The following is a 21,145-nucleotide window of genomic DNA, read 5'->3' on the forward strand; positions in this document are numbered from 1 at the left end:
CCGTTGGGGCATGGGAGTTCGAAATGTGGCGAGTGATAGGCCCGGGCCTATCACTCGCCGTAAGTCGCTTTCAGACATCCAGTGAAACCAGATGCCTGCGACCATGATCCAAACCCTGTACCGGGAGAATTCCATGAGCCGTGCCTTCGTCCATGAAGATAACGCCGCCGCGCAAGCCGACCAGCCTGTCGAACGGCAGGTCAGCGCGCAGCCCAATTACGTCACGCCGCAAGGCCTCAGCCTGTTGCAGGCCAAGGTCGCCGAACTGCAAGCCCAGCACACTGAACAATCGGCAAAAGGCGACGAGGCCGACAAGCAGCGCCTGGCGGATCTCGAACGTGATTTGCGTTATTTCAAGCAGCGCCTGGGCAGCGCTCAGGTGGTACCCGCCGCGACTTCGACCGAGAAAGTGCAGTTCGGCAGTTGGGTGACCTATGCCGATGAACACAACACCGAGCGCCGTGTACAACTGGTGGGCGAAGATCAGGCCGATGCCGCCCACGGCCTGATCAATTGGGGTTCACCACTGGGCCGGGCGCTGTTCGGCGCACGACTCAACGATGAAGTGCTGTGGCAGCGTCCTGCCGGCGATCAACTGATTGAAGTGATCCGCATCGAACCGTCTTAAACCACGCCTTGGGCCAACATGGCATCGGCGACTTTGACGAAGCCTGCGATGTTCGCGCCTTTGACGTAGTTGATACGTCCGTTCTCTTCACCGTAGTGCACACAGGCGTGGTGGATCGACTGCATGATTGCGTGCAGCTTGCTGTCCACTTCGCCAGCGGTCCACAGCAGACGCATGGCGTTCTGCGACATCTCCAGACCGCTCACCGCCACGCCACCGGCGTTGGATGCCTTGCCCGGGGCGAACAGAATGCCGGCCTCGATGAAGATATCCACAGCCTCCAGCGTGGTCGGCATGTTCGCGCCTTCGGCCACGCATACGCAGCCGTTACGCAGCAGAGTGTGCGCAGCTTCGGCATCGAGTTCGTTTTGCGTGGCGCATGGCAGCGCGATGTCGCACGGCAGCGACCATGGGTGCTGGCCGGCGCGAAACTCCAGGCCGAACGCCGCCGCCAATTCGCTGATCCGCCCGCGCTTGACGTTTTTCAGATCCAGCAACGCCAGCCACTGATCTTCGCTCAGGCCAGCTTCGCAATACAGCGTGCCTTCGGAGTCGGACAGGGAAATCACTTTGCCACCCAGGTCCATGACCTTGCGCGCTGCGTACTGGGCAACGTTGCCGGAACCGGAGATCGCCACGCGCTTGCCTTCAACGGTCTGATCACGGCGCTTGAGCATTTCTTCGGCGAAGTACACGCAACCGAAACCGGTGGCTTCCGGACGAATCAGGCTGCCGCCGTAGCTTGGGCCCTTGCCTGTCAGCACACTGGTGAACTGGTTGCTCAGGCGCTTGTACTGGCCGAACAGGAATCCGATTTCCCGTGCACCGACGCCGATGTCCCCGGCCGGCACGTCAACGTCTGCACCGATGTGGCGATACAACTCGCTCATGAAGGCCTGGCAGAAGCGCATGACCTCGGCATCGCTCTTGCCCTTCGGATCGAAGTCCGAACCGCCCTTGCCGCCGCCCATGGGCAATGAAGTCAGGGAGTTTTTGAAGGTCTGTTCGAAGGCGAGGAATTTCAGCACGCCCATGTTCACCGACGGATGGAAACGCAGGCCGCCCTTGTACGGGCCGATGGCGCTGTTCATCTGGATGCGGAACCCGCGATTGACCTGGACCTTGCCCTGATCGTCGACCCACGACACGCGAAACACCACCGCCCGCTCCGGCTCGCAGATGCGCTCCAGAATGCCCGAGGTCAGGTAATGCGGGTTGGCTTCAAGAAACGGCCATAGACTGCGTAGTACTTCTTCCACGGCCTGGTGGAATTCAGGCTGGTCCGGATCGCGATTTTTCAGGCGGGCAAGGAAGGATTCGACGGATTCGATCATGGAAAAGTCTCGGCAAATTGATTGTCGTTGTAGGAGATTGCGCCGGACTGTAACAAACGACTTGCGCACAAGAACAGCGCAAAATGTCGCACCTATGAAATTAAATGGTGCACAGGATATAAATAAGGCTGCTTTTTTGACGGGTTTTGCACCTGAATGGGGAGGCAAAGTCCAAGTAATGCACCAACAGTTACACCGCCATCGCTGGCAAGCCAGCTCCCACAGGATCTGTGCCATGTCCTGGATGTGTAATCACCGCGAAAACTGTGGGAGCTGGCTTGCCAGCGATGAATTCCCCCTCGGAGCCACTGAAAAAACCGAGCAAAAAAAACGGAGCCCGAAGGCTCCGCTCTTTATGCAACCAACCCGAAATCAGGCCAGTTTCTTGTGGCGTACACGATGCGGCTGGGCAGCCGCTTCGCCGAGGCGCTTTCTGCGGTCGGCTTCGTACTCGGTGTAGTTACCTTCGAAGAACACCGCTTGCGAGTCGTCTTCGTACGCCAGGATGTGCGTCGCGACGCGGTCAAGGAACCACCGGTCGTGGGAGATCACAATGGCGGCGCCCGGGAAGTCCAGCAGGGCTTCTTCCAGGGAACGCAGGGTTTCGACGTCGAGGTCGTTGGACGGTTCGTCGAGCAGCAGGACGTTGCCGCCCTCCTTCAAGGTCAGGGCCAGGTGCAAGCGGCCACGCTCACCACCGGACAGGTCCTTGACGAACTTCTGCTGATCGCCACCCTTGAAGTTGAAGCGACCGACGTAGGTACGCGACGGGATCTCGTAGTTGCCGATGCGGATCTGGTCGGAACCGTCGGAAATCTGCTGGAACACGGTCTTGCTGCCGTCCAGGTCTTCGCGGCTCTGATCCACACAAGCAAGCTGCACGGTTTCACCGACTTCGATGCTGCCCGAATCCGGAGTTTCCTTGCCCATCAGCATGCGGAACAGGGTCGACTTACCGGCACCGTTACCGCCGATCACGCCGACGATGGCGCCTTTAGGCATGGAGAACGACAGGTTGTCGATCAGCACGCGGTCGCCGTAGCCCTTGGTGACGTTCTTGAACTCGATGACCTTGTCGCCCAGGCGCGGACCGGCCGGGATGTAGATCTCGTTGGTCTCGCTGCGCTTCTGGAATTCCTGCGATTGCATTTCTTCGAAGCGTTGCAGACGAGCCTTGGACTTGGACTGGCGGGCCTTGGCGCCTTTGCGCACCCACTCCAGTTCTTCCTTCATGGCCTTTTCATGGGCCGACTGCTGCTTGGATTCGGCAGCCAGACGATCGGACTTGGCTTCCAGCCAGCCCGAATAGTTGCCTTCGTACGGAATGCCCGCGCCGCGGTCGAGTTCCAGAATCCAGCCAGCAACGTTGTCCAGGAAGTAACGGTCGTGCGTGATCGCGACCACAGTGCCCGGGAAGTCGTGCAGGAAGTGTTCAAGCCACGCAACGGAGTCGGCGTCCAGGTGGTTGGTCGGTTCGTCGAGCAGCAGCATGTCCGGGGCGGACAGCAGCAGACGGCACAGGGCCACACGACGCTTTTCACCACCGGAGAGGTGTTCGACCCTGGCATCCCAGGCCGGTAGACGCAGCGCATCGGCGGCGACTTCCAGTTGACGCTCCAGGTTGTGGCCGTCGCTGGCTTGCAGGATGGCTTCGAGCTTGGCCTGCTCGGCCGCCAGCTTGTCGAAATCGGCATCCGGGTCGGCGTAGGCCGCATAGACCTCGTCCAGGCGCGCCTGGGCGTCCTTGATCACGCTGACCGCTTCCTCGACCACTTCACGCACGGTCTTGGTCGGGTCCAGGATCGGTTCCTGTGGCAGGTAGCCGATGTTCAGCTCCGGCATCGGACGGGCTTCGCCCTCGAACTCGGTGTCAACGCCGGCCATGATTTTCAGCAGCGTGGACTTACCCGAACCGTTGAGGCCGAGCACGCCGATCTTGGCGCCGGGGAAGAACGACAGAGAAATGTTTTTCAGGATTTCCCGCTTCGGCGGAACAACTTTGCCCAGCCGATGCATGGTGAATACGTATTGAGCCATGGAGAACCTAGGGTCAGTGACTGATGAATGATTGGAGCGCAGGCAATGCCCGGCCAGACCATGCGCGTCGCTCGCTTGAGGGGATCAAAACGTGCGCGCTGAAAAAAGTCTGAGTCTAGGAGCTGGAACGCCCCCGCGTAACCGGCAAAGCTACCTTATTGACCAGTGGCAGTCCAGCCGACGGACAGGGCTGGCACATCGCCACAACTCAAGGCATGCTAGCCGCCCTTCGGGCGTCCGGCTTATAGTGCACGTCGCGCCAGTCCAGCCAAACCGCAGGATTACAGCTTGTCCAATGTCCCCCCGCCTCTGACTTCCAGTGCGCCGGCCACTGCGCCCGGCGCTCCCCTGCGCGGGACTTTGATGGGCACCTTGGCGACACTGGTACTTTTGCTGCTGGCCCTGCTGTTCTGGCAGTTGCTCGACCAGTTGCGGGAAACCCAGAAGAACCAGCGTCAGTACACCATCGACTACACCGCCGATCTGGCCGCGCAGGTCAGCCTGAACATGGCACTCAACGCGCAGATCGCCCTCAACCTGTTGCCGATCGTCGAACAACCGCAGGACGCCGATGAGCTGCAGGCCCTGCTGCGCAAGCTGCAACAGTCGCTACCTGATCTGCGCAGCCTGGCTTTGCTCAGCCCCTCGGGAAGAGTCATCAGTGACAGCGCTCCCGACAGCGATGACAGCGACTACCTGGGTGAACTGGTACGCCGCAGCCACGCCCAGGCGCACTACTTCAGCAACGCCACCGACGGTTCCGTGGTGCATCTATTGTTGCATCAGGCCAGCGGCAGCTCCCGAGGCTATTGGGCCTTGCGCCTGACCCCCACCTTCTTTTCGTCCCTGACCAAGCAAAGCGAGGCCGGGGACCGTCCGTTGTGGCTGGTGGAAAACCGCATCAATCATCAGATCGTCAGCCGTGACGAAGCGTTGCCCTCGGTCAACCCAGGGACACTGACCGCCGACGACATCGCCAACAGCGTGCTGACGGTTCCGCTGAGCAGCAGCGATTGGCAATTGCGCGGCTTGTTCGACCGTCAGCGCGTGCTGGAGGAACTGCTGCCGGCGTTCATCGGTAAATGCCTGCTGGGCCTGGCGCTTTCCATGCTGCCGTTTCTTGCCTTGCTGAACATGCGCCGACGTCAGCGCCAGTTGAATGAAGGCCGCCGGCGTTATCAGGACATTTTCGAAGGCACCGGCGTGGCTTTGTGCGTGCTCGACATGTCGGGGCTCAAGGTCTTTTTCGACAAGGCACAACTGCAGGGCAGCGAGCAACTGCAAGCATGGCTGGCGATCCCGCAGCAACGCCGGCAATTGCTGAAGGAACTGCGGATCACCGAGGTCAACCAGGTCGCGTTGCAACTGCTTAATGTCGATAGCACCGACAACGCCTGGAAACTGCTGGTCGACGGCAATCCGCAGGACGGCACCGCCATCGGCAACCAGGTGCTCGACGCGCTGCTCAACCGGCAGCAACAGCTGGAGCTGGAAATCAAGCACCAGGACGCCAGCGGTCGCGACCAGCACCTGTGGCTGGTGCTGCGCCTGCCGCAAACCCCGGACGACTATGACGCGGTGATCCTGAGCATCACCGACATCACCAGCCGCAAGCTCATCGAACTGTCATTGCAGGAGCGCGAAGGGTTCTGGTCGGACGTGGTACGCACGGTGCCGGATCACCTGTATGTGCAGGATGTGATCAGCCAGCGCATGATCTTCAGCAACCACCATCTGGGCCAGACCCTGGGTTACAACCGCACCGAACTGCAGCAGATGGGCGAATACTTCTGGGAAATTCTCCTGCATCCCGAAGACGCCGACTATTACCATCGCTCCCGCCAGGTCCAGCGCCAGGCCGGTTATCGCCAGTTGATGCAGTGCCAGTTGCGCTTCCGCCATCGGGACGGCCAGTGGCGACGCTTCGAGATTCGCGAACAGGCGCTGGCGCGGGACAAGGACGACCAGGTCACGCGGATCATCGGCGTGGCCAAGGACATCACCGACCAGATCGAAGCCAGCGAATCGCTGCGCGACAGCGAGCAGCGCTACCGGATGCTCGCCGAAAGCATCAGCGACGTGATTTTCTCCACCGACAACCGCCTTAACCTCAATTACGTCAGCCCTTCGGTACAAGCCGTGCTGGGCTACGACGCCGAGTGGATTTTCCAGAACGGCTGGCAATCGACCATTGCCAACCCGCAACAACTGACCGGCATCTACCACCTGATGGACCGGGTCAGCAAAGCGCTGGATCAGCCGGACCAACTGGCGCTGTTGCGCAGCCAGGTGCAAACCCAACTGTTCCTGTTCGATTGCCTGCGGGCCGACGGGCGCAAGATCCCGATCGAATTGCGCCTGGTATTGGTCTGGGACGAGCACGGCACGTTCGAAGGCGTGCTCGGCGTCGGTCGCGACATCAGCCAGCAACGCCGGGCCGAAAAAGACTTGCGCATGGCCGCCACGGTATTCGAACACTCGACCTCGGCGATCCTGATCACCGACCCGGCCGGCTACATCGTCCAGGCCAACGAAGCCTTCAGCCGTGTCAGCGGTTATGCCGTGGAGCAGGTCCTCGACCAGTTGCCGAACATGCTGACCGTCGACGAGCAGCAGGAAACCCATCTGCGTTACGTGCTCAAGCAATTGGGCCAGCACAGCACCTGGGAAGGCGAAGTCTGGCTCAAGCGCCGCAACGGCGAGCACTACCCGGCCTGGGTCGGGATCACCGCCGTACTCGACGACGAAGGCGACCTGGCCAGCTATGTGTGCTTCTTCAGCGACATCAGCGAGCGCAAGGCCAGCGAGCAGCGGATTCACCGCCTCGCCTACTACGATGCCCTGACCCACCTGCCCAACCGCACACTGTTCCAGGATCGCCTGCACACGGCACTGCAATCGGCCGAACGGCAGAAGTCGTGGGTGGTATTGATGTTCCTCGATCTCGATCGCTTCAAGCCGATCAACGACTCCTTGGGCCACGCCGCCGGCGACCGCATGCTCAAGGAAATGGCCACGCGCCTGCTCGGTTGCGTCGACGATGACGACACCGTGGCACGCATGGGCGGTGACGAATTCACCTTGCTCCTGCAACCGCGAGCCAACCGTGAAATTGCCCTGAACCGGGCCATTCATGTGGCCGAACAGATTCTCGCCAGCCTGGTGAAACCCTTTGTGCTTGAAGGCCGCGAGTTCTTCGTCACGGCCAGTATCGGCATCGCCCTGAGCCCGCAGGACGGCAACGAACTCAGCCAATTGATGAAGAATGCCGACACCGCGATGTACCACGCCAAGGAGCGTGGCAAGAACAACTTCCAGTTCTATCAGGCGGACATGAATGCCAGTGCGCTGGAGCGCCTGGAGCTGGAAAGCGACTTGCGTCATGCCCTGGAACAGAATGAATTCGTACTGTATTACCAACCGCAGTTCAGCGGCGACGGCATGCGCCTGACCGGTGCCGAGGCACTGCTGCGCTGGCGCCATCCACGCCGCGGGCTAGTGCCGCCGGGGGATTTCATTCCCGTGCTCGAAGAGCTCGGGCTGGTGGTGGATGTCGGCGACTGGGTGATCAGCGAAGCCTGCCGCCAGCTCAAGGCCTGGCATCAGGCCAGGGTACGGGTGCCGAAGGTGTCGGTGAACATCTCGGCGCGGCAGTTCTCCGACGGCCAGCTCGGCACGCGAATCGCCACCATCCTCAAGGAAACCGGCCTGCCACCGGCGTGCCTGGAACTGGAACTCACCGAAAGTATCCTGATGCGCGAAGTCAGCGAGGCGATGCAGATCCTCGATGGCCTGAAAAACCTCGGCCTGAGCATTGCGGTCGACGATTTCGGTACCGGTTACTCATCGCTCAACTACCTCAAGCAATTCCCGATCGACGTACTGAAGATCGACCGCACCTTCGTCGACGGCCTGCCGTCGGGTGAGCAGGATGCGCAGATCGCCCGGGCGATCATTGCCATGGCCCACAGCCTGAACCTGGCGGTGATCGCCGAAGGTGTGGAAACCCACGAGCAGCTTGATTTCCTGAGGGAGCACGGTTGCGACGAGGTGCAGGGTTACCTGTTCGGCCGTCCGATGCCGGCAGGCCGGTTCGAAGGGCAGTTCAGCAATGATGCACTCTTCATGTTTGACTGAGGAGCACAACTGTGGCGAGGGAGCTTGCTCCCTCGCCACAGACACCACACATCTGCTCATGAAGCCCACTTGTCTGCGACATGATGCCGTTTCATATGCCATCTAAAACCCATTGGGTTAGAATGCCCCCCTTTTCCGCCCCCGATCCTTGAGGACCGCCATGTTCAGCCGTGATTTGACTATTGCCAAGTACGACGCCGATCTCTTTGCCGCCATGGAGCAAGAAGCTCAGCGCCAGGAAGAGCACATTGAGCTGATCGCTTCGGAAAACTACACCAGCCCTGCGGTGATGGAAGCTCAAGGCTCGGTCTTGACCAACAAGTACGCCGAAGGCTACCCGGGCAAGCGCTACTACGGTGGTTGCGAGTACGTAGACATTGTTGAGCAGCTTGCAATTGATCGGGCCAAAGAGCTGTTCGGTGCCGACTACGCCAACGTTCAGCCGCACGCTGGCTCGCAAGCCAACAGCGCCGTTTACCTGGCCCTGCTGTCGGCGGGTGACACCATCCTGGGCATGAGCCTGGCCCATGGCGGCCACCTGACCCACGGTGCCAGCGTTTCGTCTTCCGGCAAGCTGTACAACGCCATCCAGTACGGCATCGACGCCAACGGCCTGATCGACTACGACGAAGTCGAGCGCCTGGCCGTTGAACACAAGCCGAAAATGATCGTGGCTGGTTTCTCTGCCTACTCGCAGATCCTCGACTTCCCGCGTTTCCGCGCAATCGCCGACAAAGTAGGTGCCTACCTGTTCGTCGACATGGCTCACGTGGCCGGTCTGGTCGCCGCTGGCGTCTACCCGAACCCGGTTCCATTCGCCGACGTCGTGACCACCACCACCCACAAGACCCTGCGCGGTCCACGTGGCGGCCTGATCCTGGCTCGCGCCAACGCCGACATCGAGAAGAAGCTGAACTCCGCGGTATTCCCGGGCGCCCAGGGCGGCCCACTGGAGCACGTGATCGCGGCCAAGGCGATCTGCTTCAAGGAAGCGCTGCAGCCTGAGTTCAAGGCTTACCAGCAACAAGTGGTGAAGAACGCCCAGGCCATGGCCGGCGTGTTCATCGAGCGCGGCTTCGACGTAGTGTCGGGCGGTACTCAGAACCACCTGTTCCTGCTGTCGCTGATCAAGCAGGAAATCTCCGGTAAAGACGCCGACGCCGCTCTGGGCAAAGCGTTCATCACCGTGAACAAGAACTCCGTGCCAAACGACCCACGCTCCCCGTTCGTCACCTCCGGCCTGCGCTTCGGCACCCCGGCTGTGACCACTCGCGGCTTCAAGGAAGCAGAGTGCAAGGAACTGGCCGGCTGGATCTGCGACATCCTGGCTGACCTGAACAACGAAGCGGTGATCGACGCCGTTCGTGAGAAGGTCAAGGCTATCTGCAAGAAGCTGCCGGTATACGGCGCTTAATCAGCCCCGCTAAACCGCAGTCATGAGAAACCGGCCAGAGATGGCCGGTTTTTTTTCGCCCTTTTTTTATTCAGCCGGTGGGAAAGGCTCTAAACCGCACTCGCCCACCAACTGGTCAGACCGGTCATGCCAATTTTCTAATTTTTTGCTTGCAGACACCCGAAAACACCACCTAGACTGCGCCTGCACTGGACATACCGGTAAGACCACAATAATTAAGTCCTGAAGTCGATGCGCCTTGCGCACGGCAGCCAGGACACCGACCAGGATTCCTCCCATGCTCAGATGGTGCTCGCGTTCAATCTTCCTCCAAGTGGTTCTCGGACTGGTGCTCGGCATCGTCTGCGGACTGACCCTTCCCGAATACTCCGCTCAGCTCAAACCGCTCGGTGACGGTTTTATCAAGCTGATCAAAATGCTCATAGGCCTGATCGTGTTCTGCGTGGTGGTCAGCGGCATCAGCGGTGCCGGCGACCTGAAAAAGGTCGGGCGCATCGGCCTGAAATCAGTGATCTACTTTGAAGTACTGACCACCATCGCCCTGGTGATCGGCCTGGTGTTCGCCTTCAGCACCGGTATCGGTAGTGGCGCGAACATTCACCTGGAACAACTTTCCGCAGCCGACATGGGCGACATTGCCCAGCGCGGCCAGCACATGCACACCACCACACAGTTCCTGATGGACCTGATTCCGACTTCGGTGATCGGTGCCTTTGCCGATAACAATATCCTGCAGGTCCTGCTGTTTTCAGTGTTGTTCGGCAGTGCACTGAATCTGGTGGGCGAGGCGGCATCGGGTATTTCGCGGCTGATCAATGAACTCAGCCACGTGATCTTCCGCATCATGGGCATGATCGTGCGCCTGGCGCCGATCGGCGTGTTCGGCGCGATTGCCTTCACCACCAGCAAATATGGCCTGGATTCGCTGCAACACCTGGGCAGCCTGGTCGGTTTGTTCTACTTGACCTGTGTGGCCTTCGTTGCCCTGATTCTCGGCCTGGTGATGCGCCTGTCTGGTTTGAAGATGTGGCCGCTGCTCAAATACCTGCGCGAGGAACTGCTCATCGTCATGGGCACCGCTTCGTCCGATGCCGTGCTGCCGCAAATCATGCGCAAGCTCGAGCATCTGGGCATCGGCAGTTCGACAGTCGGCCTGGTGATTCCAACGGGTTACTCGTTCAACCTCGACGGTTTCTCGATCTACCTGACCCTGGCCATCGTGTTCATCGCCAACGCCACCGGCACGCCACTGGCCATGACCGACCTGCTGACGATTCTGTTGGTATCGTTGATCACCTCCAAGGGTGCCCACGGTATTCCGGGCTCGGCGCTGGTGATTCTGGCAGCTACCCTGACCGCCATTCCGGCAATTCCGGTGGTGGGTCTGGTGCTGGTGCTGGCCGTGGACTGGTTCATGGGCATCGGCCGGGCACTGACCAACCTGATCGGCAACTGCGTGGCGACCGTCGCCATCGCACGGTGGGAAAAGGACATCGATGTACAACGGGCGAACAAGGTACTTTCCGGCCAGGCGGGTTATACCTTCCAGCCACGAAAACCGGTTGCTCAAGCGGCAGCCAAAGAATTCTGAATGACCGCCGTGCCTGCCGCCCCGCAGGCACGGCTCACGGAGCGAACAAGTGATTACCTCATCAACCGTCGTCAACTCAGTGGTAGAAAAACTTCGGGCCGCCTTGGCCAGGGGTCAGTGGCGCTCCGGCGACATGCTGCCGGGCCAGCGTGAACTGGCTGAACAACTGGGCATCAGCCGCCCAAGCCTGCGCGAAGCGGTGATCGTGCTGGAAACCCTCGGCCTCGTGCGTTCAATGCCGGGCAAAGGCGTTGTGGTGCTCGACGCGCAACTCAGCGACAACCCAAGCCACGACAGCGCCGTGGCCGGCGCCAGTCTCGAAGATGTGCTGCAACTGCGCTACACCCTCGAACCGTTCATTGTTGGCCTCGTGGCGCAGTCCATCAGCAGCAAGGAAGTCGGGCAACTGCGCCTGACCCTGATGGACATGCGCGAAGCCCTGGAGGCTGGCGATAGTGAAGCCGGAGTCAGCGCTTACATCGCCTTCCACGAGGAATTGTTCACCCTGACCTCGAACCCGATCTTCCAGAGCGTGGTCCAGCAAACCAGCAATGCCCTCAAGCAAAGCGCCGAAGTGTTGCGCAACTCCCCGGAACATCTGGCTGAACGCCTTGAAGAAAACGAAGCCGTGGTGCGGGCGATCCGCAGCAAGAACAGTGCCCAGGCCAGTGTCGAGATGCGTCGGCACATTTTGCGCGAAGGCCAGCGCATGGGCATCGAACTGAACATCCCGGAAGACAACCTCGGCAGTTGAAACCTCTTCGAACTGGAGACTGGCCATGAACGGCTTCGCCTTGCCACAAACACTCGCTACCCTGCCCATCCGCCCTTCGGTGGATGATCTGTATTCGCGGATCCTCGATGCCATTTTCGAACAACGCATCCATTCGGCCAGCCGCTTTACAGAAGAGAGCCTGGCGCAGATGTTCGGTGCTCGACGCAGCGACGTGCGTGATGTGCTGACGCGACTGTCCCATCAGCAAATCATCCTCCTTCGAGTCAACCATCGCCCCCGCGTCGCCGAACTTGATGCCGAGCAGACCCGGCAGACCCTGCATGCCCGGCGGCTGGCCGAGATCATGCTGGTGCGGCTGGCGTGTCAGCGCCCCTGCGCGCAAGACCTGAAACGCCTGCGCGCCTTGATCGAACGCGAGCGCCAATGCAAGGAGCGTGGTCCTTCGATCCGGTTATCGGGGGCGTTTCACTTGCAACTGGCCGAAATGGCGGGAAATGCACCGCTGGCGCACTTTCTTGGCAGCCTGGTGCCGCTGACTTCGCTGGCGATTGCGCAGTATGACGCTCAGACAGATGACGATTGCGGCTGGCAGGAGCACATGCAGATTGTCGATGCGGTGGAGCGTGGGGATAGTGTGATGGCGGAAATATTGATGAACCGACATCTGGATCATCTTGAGGAGGTACTGCTGAGCTCTGGTTCGGTAGTCAGCCATAATCGTGTTGCCGGGTAAATTGCCATCGCGAGCAGGCTCGCTCCCACAGGGGACTGCATTTCAAATGTGGGAGCGAGCCTGCTCGCGATGGCGACATCAGGCCCGCTGAAAATGGCGGAACTTACTCCGCCGCCACCCGCGCAAACCCCTCACGAATTTTCTCTTCCGGTAGCTCATCGGCAATAAACACGATCACGCTTTCGCGGTTTTCATCGTCGGCCCATTCGGTATCCCAGTCGAAACCATAAAGCTTCAGCACACCCTGAAACACCATGCGCCGCGGTTCGCCGAGGATGTTCAACACGCCTTTGTAGCGCAGCAACTGCTTGCCATGCTCCTCCAGCAGCTCGTTCATGAACTCGCTGAGTTTGTCGATATCCAGCGGCTTTTCGGTGCGCAGCACCAGGCTGGAAATGCGGTCGATGGACGGTGCCTGGCTGACCGGTCGCAAACTCACCCCGCCACCAAGGTCGGCGTTGAGATTGAAACCGCGCACGTCGAGCAACTCTGCCAGGTCGATCTTGCCATGGTCGACCACGCGGATCGGGGCGCGACGGTTGATGCGGGTCAGGCGTTCGCTCAACGCGATGAAGGCCGGCTCGTCCACCAGATCGCGCTTGCTCACCAGCAAGCGGTCGGCGAAACCGATCTGTGCCTGGGCGATGGTCTGGGTCAGGTGAAAGTCGGCATGTGCCGCATCGACCAGCGTGATGATGCCGTCGAGGATATAGCGCTCGCGCAATTCTTCGTCGATGAAAAAGGTCTGTGCCACGGGCGCCGGGTCGGCCAGGCCGGTGCACTCGATCACCAGGCGGTCGAAGGCGATGTCACCCTGGTCCAGACGTTCGAGCAACAGATAAAGCGCTTTGGTCAGGTCCGTATGGATGGTGCAGCAGACGCAGCCGTTGGAGAGCGTCATCACTTGTACCGGTTCATCGCCCAACAACTGGGTGTCGATACCGGCATCACTGAATTCGTTCTCGATCACGGCAATCTTCAGGCCGTGCTCGGCCTTGAGCATGTGACGCAACAGGGTGGTCTTGCCAGCGCCGAGGAAGCCGCTGAGGATCGTGACCGGGATGGGTGTGAGCAAAACAAAAATCTCCCCTACGCTTAAAAAACTGTAGGAGCGAGCTTGCTCGCGATGAGCGCAAGGTCGACGCGTGTATTCAGAAAGCACGCGTTATCGTTGACGTCCCTCGCGAGCAAGCTCGCTCCTACAAGATCAACAGCACTTCGGCCCACCCTTGCCACCGTAACGGGCTTCCTGACGCTCCCGAAAGAACATCTCATAGCTCATCACTGGTTTGTCCGGGTGTTTGGTCTGCATGTGCTCGACGTAGTTGTCGTAGTCGGGCATGCCGACCATCAGGCGCGCGGCCTGACCGAGGTATTTACCGAGGCGACTGAGGTCATTGAACATGGTGCAAATCCTCGATCACGCTTCCGGCTGCGCCTGGAATGGCGATTCTTTATCCGTACGCTCCTTGCTGCCCCAGGCGGAAATACCGACCTTGAGCGCATAGAACAGGATGCTGAACACCACGAACAGGAACAGCGCAGTCAGCGTTGCGTTGGTGTAGGCGTTGAAGATCACGTGCTGCATCTGGGTGATGTCCTTGGCCGGGGCAAGGATCTGGCCGTTGGCCAGGGCATCGCTGTATTTTTTGGCCAGGGCCAGGAAGCCGATCGCCGGGTTGGCATCGAACAGCTTGATGAAGCCGGCGGTGGTGGTGCAGATCAGCAACCACACGGCTGGCAGCATGGTGACCCAGACATAGCGCTGGCGTTTCATCTTGATCAGTACCACGGTGCCAAGCATCAGCGCGATACCGGCCAGCATCTGGTTGGAGATACCGAACAGCGGCCACAAGGTGTTGATGCCGCCCAGCGGGTCGATCACGCCCTGGTACAGCAGCCAGCCCCACATGGCCACGCAACCGGCGGTGGCGACGAAGTTGGCAGCCCAGGATTCAGTGCGTTTCAGCGCAGGCACGAAGGAACCGAGCAAGTCCTGCAACATGAAACGCCCAGCACGGGTACCAGCGTCGACTGCAGTGAGGATGAACAGCGCTTCGAACAGAATCGCGAAGTGGTACCAGAACGCCATGGTGTTTTCACCCGGCAGCACACTGTGCAGGATCTGTGCGATCCCCACCGCCAGGGTTGGCGCACCACCGGCACGGGCCAGGATGGTGGTCTCACCGATGTCATGGGCCACCGCTTGCAACGCTTCCGGCGTGATGGCAAAGCCCCAGTTGCTGACCGCTGTCGCTACCGCCACCACATCCCCGCCGACGACCGCGGCCGGGCTGTTCATGGCGAAGTACACGCCAGGCTCGATCACCGAAGCGGCGACCATGGCCATGATCGCCACGAAGGACTCCATCAGCATGCCGCCGTAGCCGATGTAACGGGCGTTGACCTCGTTATCGAGCAGTTTCGGTGTAGTGCCGGAGGAGATCAGCGCATGGAAACCCGACACCGCGCCACAGGCGATGGTGATGAACAGGAACGGGAACAGACCGCCCTTCCATACCGGACCGGTGCCGTCGACGAACTGGGTCAAGGCCGGCATCTTCAGTTCGGGCATGGTGATCAGGATGCCGATCGCCAACCCGACAATGGTGCCGATTTTCAGGAACGTAGAGAGGTAGTCACGCGGTGCCAGGATCAGCCACACCGGCAACGAGGCGGCCACGAAACCGTAACCGATCAGCATCCAGGTAATCTGGATACCGGTGAAGGTAAAGGCCTTGGCCCACACCGGGTCCGCAGCAATCTGCCCGCCCAGCCAGATCGAACCCAGCAGCAACAGCACGCCGATCACCGAGATCTCACCGATGCGACCGGGGCGGATGTAGCGCATGTAGATGCCCATGAACATCGCGATCGGGATGGTCGCCATCACCGTGAAAATACCCCAGGGGCTTTCGGCCAGGGCCTTCACGACGATCAGCGCCAGCACCGCGAGGATGATGATCATGATCAGGAAGCAACCGAACAGCGCGATGGTGCCGGGGATGCGGCCCATTTCCTCACGGACCATGTCACCGAGGGACCGGCCGTTGCGGCGGGTGGACATGAACAGGACCATGAAGTCCTGCACGGCGCCAGCCAGCACCACGCCGGCAATCAGCCACAGCGTGCCGGGCAGGTAGCCCATCTGCGCCGCCAGTACCGGGCCGACCAGCGGACCCGCACCGGCGATAGCCGCGAAGTGGTGACCAAAAAGAATGTGTTTGTTGGTCGGAACATAGTCCAGGCCGTCATTATTGAGCACGGCGGGAGTGGCCCGGCGCGCATCGAGTTGCATGACATTGTTGGCAATGAACAGACTGTAGTAGCGATAGGCGACCAGATAGATGGCCACGGCAGCGACCACAATCCACAAGGCGTTGATGGCCTCGCCTCGGCGCAATGCCACGACACCCAAGGCACACGCACCTACGATTGCCAGCACCAGCCAAGGCAGATGGCGTAGCGGGCTATTATTATTTTTCATTTTATTATTCCAGCCAGAGTGGACAAGAAAGACAGCCACCCCGAGTTTAGCGCTCCTGACGGCAAAGGCCATACCCCGACATTGGTCTAGACACCTGCACGCGCTGGCAGCCTTTGATCATGCGGGTCTATAGTCAGCGTACATTTCCGAGGATCGCGCCATGAGCGAGCACCCAGCCGAACGTCGCCGCTTCAAACGTATTGCGTTCGATGCCCGAACCGAGCTGAGTCAGGGGGAGTCCACCTGGCCGGTGAAGTTGGTTGATCTGTCGCTCAAGGGGTTACTGATCGAGCGCCCTGATCCGTGGTTGGGCAATCCGCAGCAGGATTTTCTGGTCGACATCCATCTGAGCGAAGAGGCCGACATCACCATGGATGTGCAACTGGCCCACGACGACCATGGCCAGCTCGGCTTTGTTTGCCTGCACATCAGTCTGGAATCCATCGAACGCCTGCGGCGGTTGATCGAGCTCAATCTGGGCGACGAGGCCGAACTCGAGCGAGAGTTGGCTGCGCTGATCGAATTCTGACGGCCTGACAACCGTCCAGTGTGGGAGCGAGCCTGCTCGCGAAGAGGACATCCCATTCAACATTGATGTTGTCTGTCATACCGTCTTCGCGAGCAGGCTCGCTCCCACAAGGTCCGTGTTTCGTCAGCGACTATTCGAACAATGCATCCAGCGCTTGCTCCAGGCGAGTAACGGCAATGATCTGCAACCCTGCCGGCGCCTCCTTCGGCGCATTGCCCTTGGGCACGATGGCCCGCTTGAAGCCGTGCTTGGCGGCTTCTTTCAACCGCTCCTGACCGCTCGGCACCGGACGCACCTCACCGGACAACCCGACTTCACCGAACACCAGCAGATCGTGGGGCAACGGCCGGTTGCGCAAACTGGACATCACCGCCGCCATCAACGCCAGGTCGGACGCCGTTTCCAGCACCTTGACCCCACCGACCACGTTGAGAAACACGTCCTGATCGTGGGTCGGGATGCCACCATGACGATGCAGCACCGCCAGCAACATCGCCAGCCGGTTCTGGTCCAGCCCCAGCGTGACCCGACGCGGGTTGGCCAGATGACTGTCGTCCACCAGCGCCTGAACTTCCACCAGCATCGGCCGCGTGCCTTCCCAGGTTGCCATCACCACACTGCCCGGGACTTCCTCCTGGGCACGGGTCAGAAAAATCGCCGACGGATTGGAGACTTCTTTCAGCCCCTTGTCGGTCATGCCGAACACGCCCAGTTCATTGACCGCCCCGAAACGGTTCTTCACCGCCCGCAGCAGACGCAGGCGCCCATCGGACTCGCCTTCGAAATACAGCACGGTATCGACCATGTGTTCCAGCACCCGAGGGCCCGCCAGCGCGCCTTCCTTGGTGACGTGGCCCACCAGGAAAATCGCCGTACCGCTCTGTTTGGCATAACGCACCAGCAACGCCGCACTTTCACGCACCTGGGACACACCGCCCGGCGCCGATTGCAGTTGCTCGGTAAAGATCGTCTGGATCGAGTCGATCACCATCACCCTGGGCTTTTCCTGACGGGCCGTGGCAATGATGGCTTCGATGCAGGTTTCGGTCATGACCCGCAGTTGATCCTGAGGCAACCCCAGACGCCGTGCACGCATGGCCACTTGCTGCTGGGACTCTTCACCAGTGACGTACAGCGCCGGCATGCTCTTGGCGAGGTTGCACAGGGTTTGCAACAGAATGGTCGACTTGCCGATGCCGGGATCACCACCGATCAGCACCACCGAGCCATCCACCAGACCACCACCCAGAACCCGGTCGAGTTCGCTGGAAGCGGTGGAGAAACGCGGAACTTCTTCAACACTGACCTCGGCCAGGGTCTTGATCTGCGCCTGCTGGCCGGCCCAGCCGGTACGGCCGCTGGGGGCGGCCGCCCCGCCGCTTTCCACCAGGGTTTCGGTGAGCGTGTTCCAGGCCCCGCACTCACCGCACTGGCCGGCCCATTTGGGGAAGGTTGAGCCGCACTCGGTGCAGCCGTACATGCGCTTGGCCTTGGCCATCGGAACTCCCGGAAAAAAACGCGATGATAACTCAGCCAAGACGCGCGAGTGCGGCCAGAAATTGCACAACCCTTTTGATGTTTTCAAATAGCCTCATTAAGTTCTGGCATATTCAGATACACACCAGACAAATTTTTGTATAAGTTTTTTGCGCAACATGGCCAACAAACGTTAGAGACACGCCCTACCATGCGATTTAAAAACCTATACAAACACTATTCATCCACATACTTCACGCACAGCTCCGAAAACACTACACTAAACGCAGCACCAACTGAGAGAAACATACATCTATTACACACTCGAAACTAACGAAACAGTTCATATCGCTGTAACTGCAACCAGCTGCAATAAAGCATCCTGGCCACTAACTACCCGATCAACTTTAACGCCCAGACTCAGGGATAGTCTCTAAACCTTGACTCCCTCATACAAACGACGCCATTTCACAAAAAAACGTCATATACGAACTCCGCAGAACGCCTGGCCGTCCCTCAGATGAGATCAATCGGTGAGTTTTTCAACACCACCCGGGTCGATTGCCGGCAAGCACAAGAGGCGGTTGATGCGAGCAGGATGCGATTTGCTGATTTACACTGCGTTCATCAACCTCATCTGTAACAAGGAAATAACCTATGGGCGTGCTAAACGAGTTCAAGGCCTTCGCGGTCAAAGGCAACGTGGTCGACATGGCCGTCGGTATCATCATCGGTGCGGCCTTCGGCAAGATCGTTACGTCGTTTGTCGGTGACCTGATCATGCCGCCAATCGGGATGCTGATCGGTGGCGTGGATTTCACTGATCTGGCCATAACGCTCAAGGCAGCAGAAGGCGCTACTCCAGCGGTGGTGCTGGCCTATGGCAAATTCATCCAGACCATCATCGACTTCGTTATCGTCGCCTTTGCGATTTTCATGGGCGTCAAGGCCATCAACCGCCTGAAGCGCGAAGAGGCCGTGGCCCCTAGCCTGCCACCGGTCCCCACCAAGGAAGAAGAGTTGCTGGGCGAGATCCGCGACTTGCTCAAGGCCCAGAACAACCGGCCTTGACTGCATTAGCGAAAAAACGGCGCCTTATGAGGCGCCGTTTTTCTTACCAGAAGTTTTCCACCGCCACCTGTCCAGGTCGCCGACTGAGGCTCAAGTGCATGTCCCGCTGTTTAAGCAGCTTGCGCGTGTCATCAATCATCTGCGGATTGCCACACAGCATGACCCGTGAGTGTTCAGGCGTCAGCGCAACACCCGCGACGCGCTCCAGCTCGCCGTTTTCAATCAGCTCGGTGATCCGCCCGTTCAATGCGCCTGGATGCTGCTCACGAGTAACCGTGGTGATCAATTGCAGTTTGTGTGCGTACTCCACCAGGTACTCACGTTGCGTCAGCCCTGCGATCAGTTCCTGATAAGCCAGTTCCCGGGCTTCGCGAACGCTGTAGACCAGGATGATCCGCTCGAATCTCTCCCAGACTTCGAAGTCCTGGAGTATCGACAGGAATGGCGCCAGGCCCGTGCCTGTGGATAACAACCACAGATCGCGCCCATCGACAAAACGGTCCAGCGTCAGGTAGCCGAAAGCCTGGCGGTCGACCAGCAATGTATCGTCAACGCCCAGGCGGCTCAGTTCGCTGGTGAACTCACCGCCCGGTACGACAATGGAGAAGAACTCGAGAAACTCGTCAAAGGGCGAGGACACCATGGAGTAGGCGCGCCATACCGTGCTGCCGTCAGCCTTGGTGACACCCAATCGGGCAAACTGCCCCGCCCGAAAACGAAACCCTGCATCCCGGGTGGCGCGCAGGGTAAACAGATTCGGGGTCAACGGATGAACCTCGCGCAAGGTCTGACGCGTAAATTTTTCTTCACTGACGGACATGGAAGGCTCCAATCAAAAGACACCCCCAGTGTCCCGCAAAGAAAGCAGCGTAAACACCGACAGTTTGTAGTGACATTAATCTGCACCAGTGACATGTTACAAAATATTACGCGAACCATAGATATAAAATGACATATGGAATTTTTAACTCATCGATTGCCTTAAGAACCTGAAATACACTTTTCCAACAGTCAAAAGAGCAAATTTGTTGCACCAGCACTGTAGGAACTGCCCTACACTCGTGTCGTGCCGGATCTCGGATCCAATATTGCACCCAGAGGACACACTTATGGAGATCATTCTATGGAGATCTGGAAAGAGTCACAGCTTAAGCAATTGGCGCATACGCAAGAGATCAATGCTGCCTATCGAATCGCGCTCAATTTCGCCAGAAACCTTGGATATAAATTCTGTGGTTTTTCAATTACTTCGAACTCAGTCGGGGTCGATGCCAGTACGGTGAACCTGAACAATTTTCCCCATGAGTGGAATATTCAATATGAAAAAAACAACGCCACGCAAATAGATCCGGTAGTAGCGCATTGCAATCATTCATTGTTGCCTGTTCTCTGGAGCGAAGAGCTGTTTTCCAGGACGCCATGGCTATGGCAGTTGTTGCAGCAACAAGGTTTGCAGCATGGCTGGTCCCAGGCGATCCACGACGAGGAAACAGGTCTGCGCAGTATTCTCAGCCTGGCCAGGAGCCATTGCCCGACTTCCGCTTTTGAGCTATACGAGAATCTTGGTTTCTCGGTTTTCATCAGTCGCCATTTGCACGCTCTGGCGATCGCAATGCAACCGAAAAAACCGGCTTCCCCCAAGGCTCCCCCTTTGTCACGGCGGGAACTCGAAGTATTGAAACTGTCGGCCGATGGCAAGACGGCCTATGAAATTGCCAGGATCCTCAATTTGAGTGAACGCACAGTCAACTTTCATGTGCACAGGGCTATCGAGAAGCTCGGCGTCAATAACAAGATTTCGGCCGTCATCGTCGCGGCCCGGTCCGGAGCCATCTGAAAACGCCCGACTGCGGGAAAACCTGCGGGTAATCCAGGCAAAAAAAACGTACCATTTGCGGTCCCTCCTGAGTGATGGCGTGTAGACCTTCACGGCGCAGTACACTCGGACGGCTCCGCCCGCTCCAACGCCTTA

The 21,145-nt window shown here is 59.2% G+C and carries 16 protein-coding genes; 9 read left to right on the plus strand and 7 right to left on the minus strand.

Features of this window, described 5'->3' with window-relative positions; all coding sequences use genetic code 11:
• Positions 1 to 133: 133 nt before the first annotated feature.
• On the plus strand, positions 134 to 628 hold the full coding sequence (locus RS887_RS07495; protein WP_322614911.1) for a GreA/GreB family elongation factor: 495 nt from the start codon (positions 134 to 136) through the stop codon (positions 626 to 628).
• On the opposite strand, the gene gdhA is transcribed toward RS887_RS07495, so the two are convergent.
• Together gdhA and ettA are read right to left on the minus strand one after the other, a co-directional pair.
• Positions 625 to 1,962: an NADP-specific glutamate dehydrogenase gene (gene gdhA, locus RS887_RS07500; RefSeq protein ID WP_085718431.1), complete on the minus strand. Its 1,338-nt coding sequence runs from the start codon at positions 1,960 to 1,962 to the stop codon at positions 625 to 627. The two genes, RS887_RS07495 and gdhA, sit on opposite strands and share 4 nt — an antisense overlap.
• 372 nt (positions 1,963 to 2,334) lie before the next feature.
• A complete protein-coding gene (gene ettA, locus RS887_RS07505) occupies positions 2,335 to 3,999 on the minus strand; it encodes an energy-dependent translational throttle protein EttA (protein WP_111288331.1) in 1,665 nt (554 codons plus the stop codon).
• Between the two features lie 288 nt (positions 4,000 to 4,287).
• Here ettA and RS887_RS07510 point away from each other — a divergent pair, with 288 nt between their 5' ends.
• The 5 genes from RS887_RS07510 (at position 4,288) to RS887_RS07530 (ending at position 12,610) form a co-directional block, all read left to right on the plus strand.
• Entirely contained in the window at positions 4,288 to 8,136 is a 3,849-nt protein-coding gene (locus RS887_RS07510) for an EAL and GGDEF domain-containing protein (RefSeq protein WP_322614912.1), read from the plus strand.
• A 160-nt stretch (positions 8,137 to 8,296) separates the two neighbouring features.
• Positions 8,297 to 9,550, plus strand: coding sequence for a serine hydroxymethyltransferase (gene glyA / locus RS887_RS07515; protein ID WP_057713225.1), 1,254 nt, complete (start codon positions 8,297 to 8,299; stop codon positions 9,548 to 9,550).
• A gap of 277 nt (positions 9,551 to 9,827) precedes the next feature.
• Positions 9,828 to 11,141, plus strand: a complete 1,314-nt coding sequence (locus tag RS887_RS07520; RefSeq protein WP_322614913.1) for a C4-dicarboxylate transporter DctA — start codon at positions 9,828 to 9,830, stop codon at positions 11,139 to 11,141.
• Positions 11,142 to 11,190: 49 nt separating this feature from the next.
• A complete protein-coding gene (locus tag RS887_RS07525; protein WP_322614914.1) occupies positions 11,191 to 11,895 on the plus strand; it encodes a FadR/GntR family transcriptional regulator in 705 nt (234 codons plus the stop codon).
• Between the two features lie 25 nt (positions 11,896 to 11,920).
• Positions 11,921 to 12,610 (plus strand): GntR family transcriptional regulator, encoded by a 690-nt coding sequence (locus RS887_RS07530; RefSeq protein WP_322614915.1) that lies wholly within the window; start codon positions 11,921 to 11,923, stop codon positions 12,608 to 12,610.
• A gap of 103 nt (positions 12,611 to 12,713) precedes the next feature.
• Here RS887_RS07530 and yjiA read toward each other — a convergent pair whose 3' ends face one another.
• The 3 genes from yjiA to RS887_RS07545 form a co-directional block, all read right to left on the minus strand.
• Positions 12,714 to 13,685, minus strand: coding sequence for a GTPase (gene yjiA, locus RS887_RS07535; RefSeq protein WP_322614916.1), 972 nt, complete (start codon positions 13,683 to 13,685; stop codon positions 12,714 to 12,716).
• A 132-nt stretch (positions 13,686 to 13,817) separates the two neighbouring features.
• Positions 13,818 to 14,015: a YbdD/YjiX family protein gene (locus tag RS887_RS07540; protein ID WP_007895266.1), complete on the minus strand. Its 198-nt coding sequence runs from the start codon at positions 14,013 to 14,015 to the stop codon at positions 13,818 to 13,820.
• A 15-nt stretch (positions 14,016 to 14,030) separates the two neighbouring features.
• Positions 14,031 to 16,097, minus strand: coding sequence for a carbon starvation CstA family protein (locus tag RS887_RS07545; protein WP_322614917.1), 2,067 nt, complete (start codon positions 16,095 to 16,097; stop codon positions 14,031 to 14,033).
• A 160-nt stretch (positions 16,098 to 16,257) separates the two neighbouring features.
• On the opposite strand from RS887_RS07545, the gene RS887_RS07550 reads away from it, so the two are divergent.
• Positions 16,258 to 16,626: a PilZ domain-containing protein gene (locus tag RS887_RS07550; protein WP_322614918.1), complete on the plus strand. Its 369-nt coding sequence runs from the start codon at positions 16,258 to 16,260 to the stop codon at positions 16,624 to 16,626.
• Between the two features lie 130 nt (positions 16,627 to 16,756).
• Here the strand turns inward: RS887_RS07550 and radA are convergent, their stop codons facing one another.
• Positions 16,757 to 18,124 carry a DNA repair protein RadA gene (gene radA / locus RS887_RS07555; protein WP_322614919.1) on the minus strand — a complete coding sequence of 456 codons (1,368 nt, stop codon included), beginning with the start codon at positions 18,122 to 18,124 and terminating at the stop codon, positions 16,757 to 16,759.
• A 635-nt stretch (positions 18,125 to 18,759) separates the two neighbouring features.
• Here radA and mscL point away from each other — a divergent pair.
• Entirely contained in the window at positions 18,760 to 19,173 is a 414-nt protein-coding gene (mscL, locus tag RS887_RS07560) for a large-conductance mechanosensitive channel protein MscL (protein WP_322614920.1), read from the plus strand.
• Positions 19,174 to 19,216: 43 nt separating this feature from the next.
• Here mscL and RS887_RS07565 read toward each other — a convergent pair whose 3' ends face one another.
• The gene (locus RS887_RS07565; protein ID WP_322614921.1) at positions 19,217 to 19,993 is read right to left on the minus strand and encodes a ferredoxin--NADP reductase; all 777 of its coding nucleotides are present in this window, start codon (positions 19,991 to 19,993) and stop codon (positions 19,217 to 19,219) included.
• 303 nt (positions 19,994 to 20,296) lie between these two features.
• Here RS887_RS07565 and RS887_RS07570 point away from each other — a divergent pair, with 303 nt between their 5' ends.
• Complete coding sequence (locus RS887_RS07570) at positions 20,297 to 21,010, plus strand: helix-turn-helix transcriptional regulator (protein WP_322614922.1); 714 nt, start codon at positions 20,297 to 20,299, stop codon at positions 21,008 to 21,010.
• Positions 21,011 to 21,145 lie beyond the last annotated feature (135 nt).

The organism is Pseudomonas sp. BIC9C (assembly GCF_034541995.1).
GTDB classification, from domain to species: Bacteria; Pseudomonadota; Gammaproteobacteria; order Pseudomonadales; family Pseudomonadaceae; genus Aquipseudomonas; species Aquipseudomonas fluorescens_CC.

Coding starts and splice junctions, on each gene's coding strand:
- RS887_RS07495 (WP_322614911.1), top strand. CDS start 134: ATGAGCCGTGCCTTCGTCCATGAAGATAACGCCGCCGCGCAAGCCGAC.
- gdhA (WP_085718431.1), bottom strand. CDS start 1,962: ATGATCGAATCCGTCGAATCCTTCCTTGCCCGCCTGAAAAATCGCGAT.
- ettA (WP_111288331.1), bottom strand. CDS start 3,999: ATGGCTCAATACGTATTCACCATGCATCGGCTGGGCAAAGTTGTTCCG.
- glyA (WP_057713225.1), top strand. CDS start 8,297: ATGTTCAGCCGTGATTTGACTATTGCCAAGTACGACGCCGATCTCTTT.
- RS887_RS07520 (WP_322614913.1), top strand. CDS start 9,828: ATGCTCAGATGGTGCTCGCGTTCAATCTTCCTCCAAGTGGTTCTCGGA.
- RS887_RS07530 (WP_322614915.1), top strand. CDS start 11,921: ATGAACGGCTTCGCCTTGCCACAAACACTCGCTACCCTGCCCATCCGC.
- RS887_RS07540 (WP_007895266.1), bottom strand. CDS start 14,015: ATGTTCAATGACCTCAGTCGCCTCGGTAAATACCTCGGTCAGGCCGCG.
- RS887_RS07545 (WP_322614917.1), bottom strand. CDS start 16,097: ATGAAAAATAATAATAGCCCGCTACGCCATCTGCCTTGGCTGGTGCTG.
- RS887_RS07550 (WP_322614918.1), top strand. CDS start 16,258: ATGAGCGAGCACCCAGCCGAACGTCGCCGCTTCAAACGTATTGCGTTC.
- radA (WP_322614919.1), bottom strand. CDS start 18,124: ATGGCCAAGGCCAAGCGCATGTACGGCTGCACCGAGTGCGGCTCAACC.
- mscL (WP_322614920.1), top strand. CDS start 18,760: ATGGGCGTGCTAAACGAGTTCAAGGCCTTCGCGGTCAAAGGCAACGTG.
- RS887_RS07565 (WP_322614921.1), bottom strand. CDS start 19,993: ATGTCCGTCAGTGAAGAAAAATTTACGCGTCAGACCTTGCGCGAGGTT.
- RS887_RS07570 (WP_322614922.1), top strand. CDS start 20,297: ATGGAGATCTGGAAAGAGTCACAGCTTAAGCAATTGGCGCATACGCAA.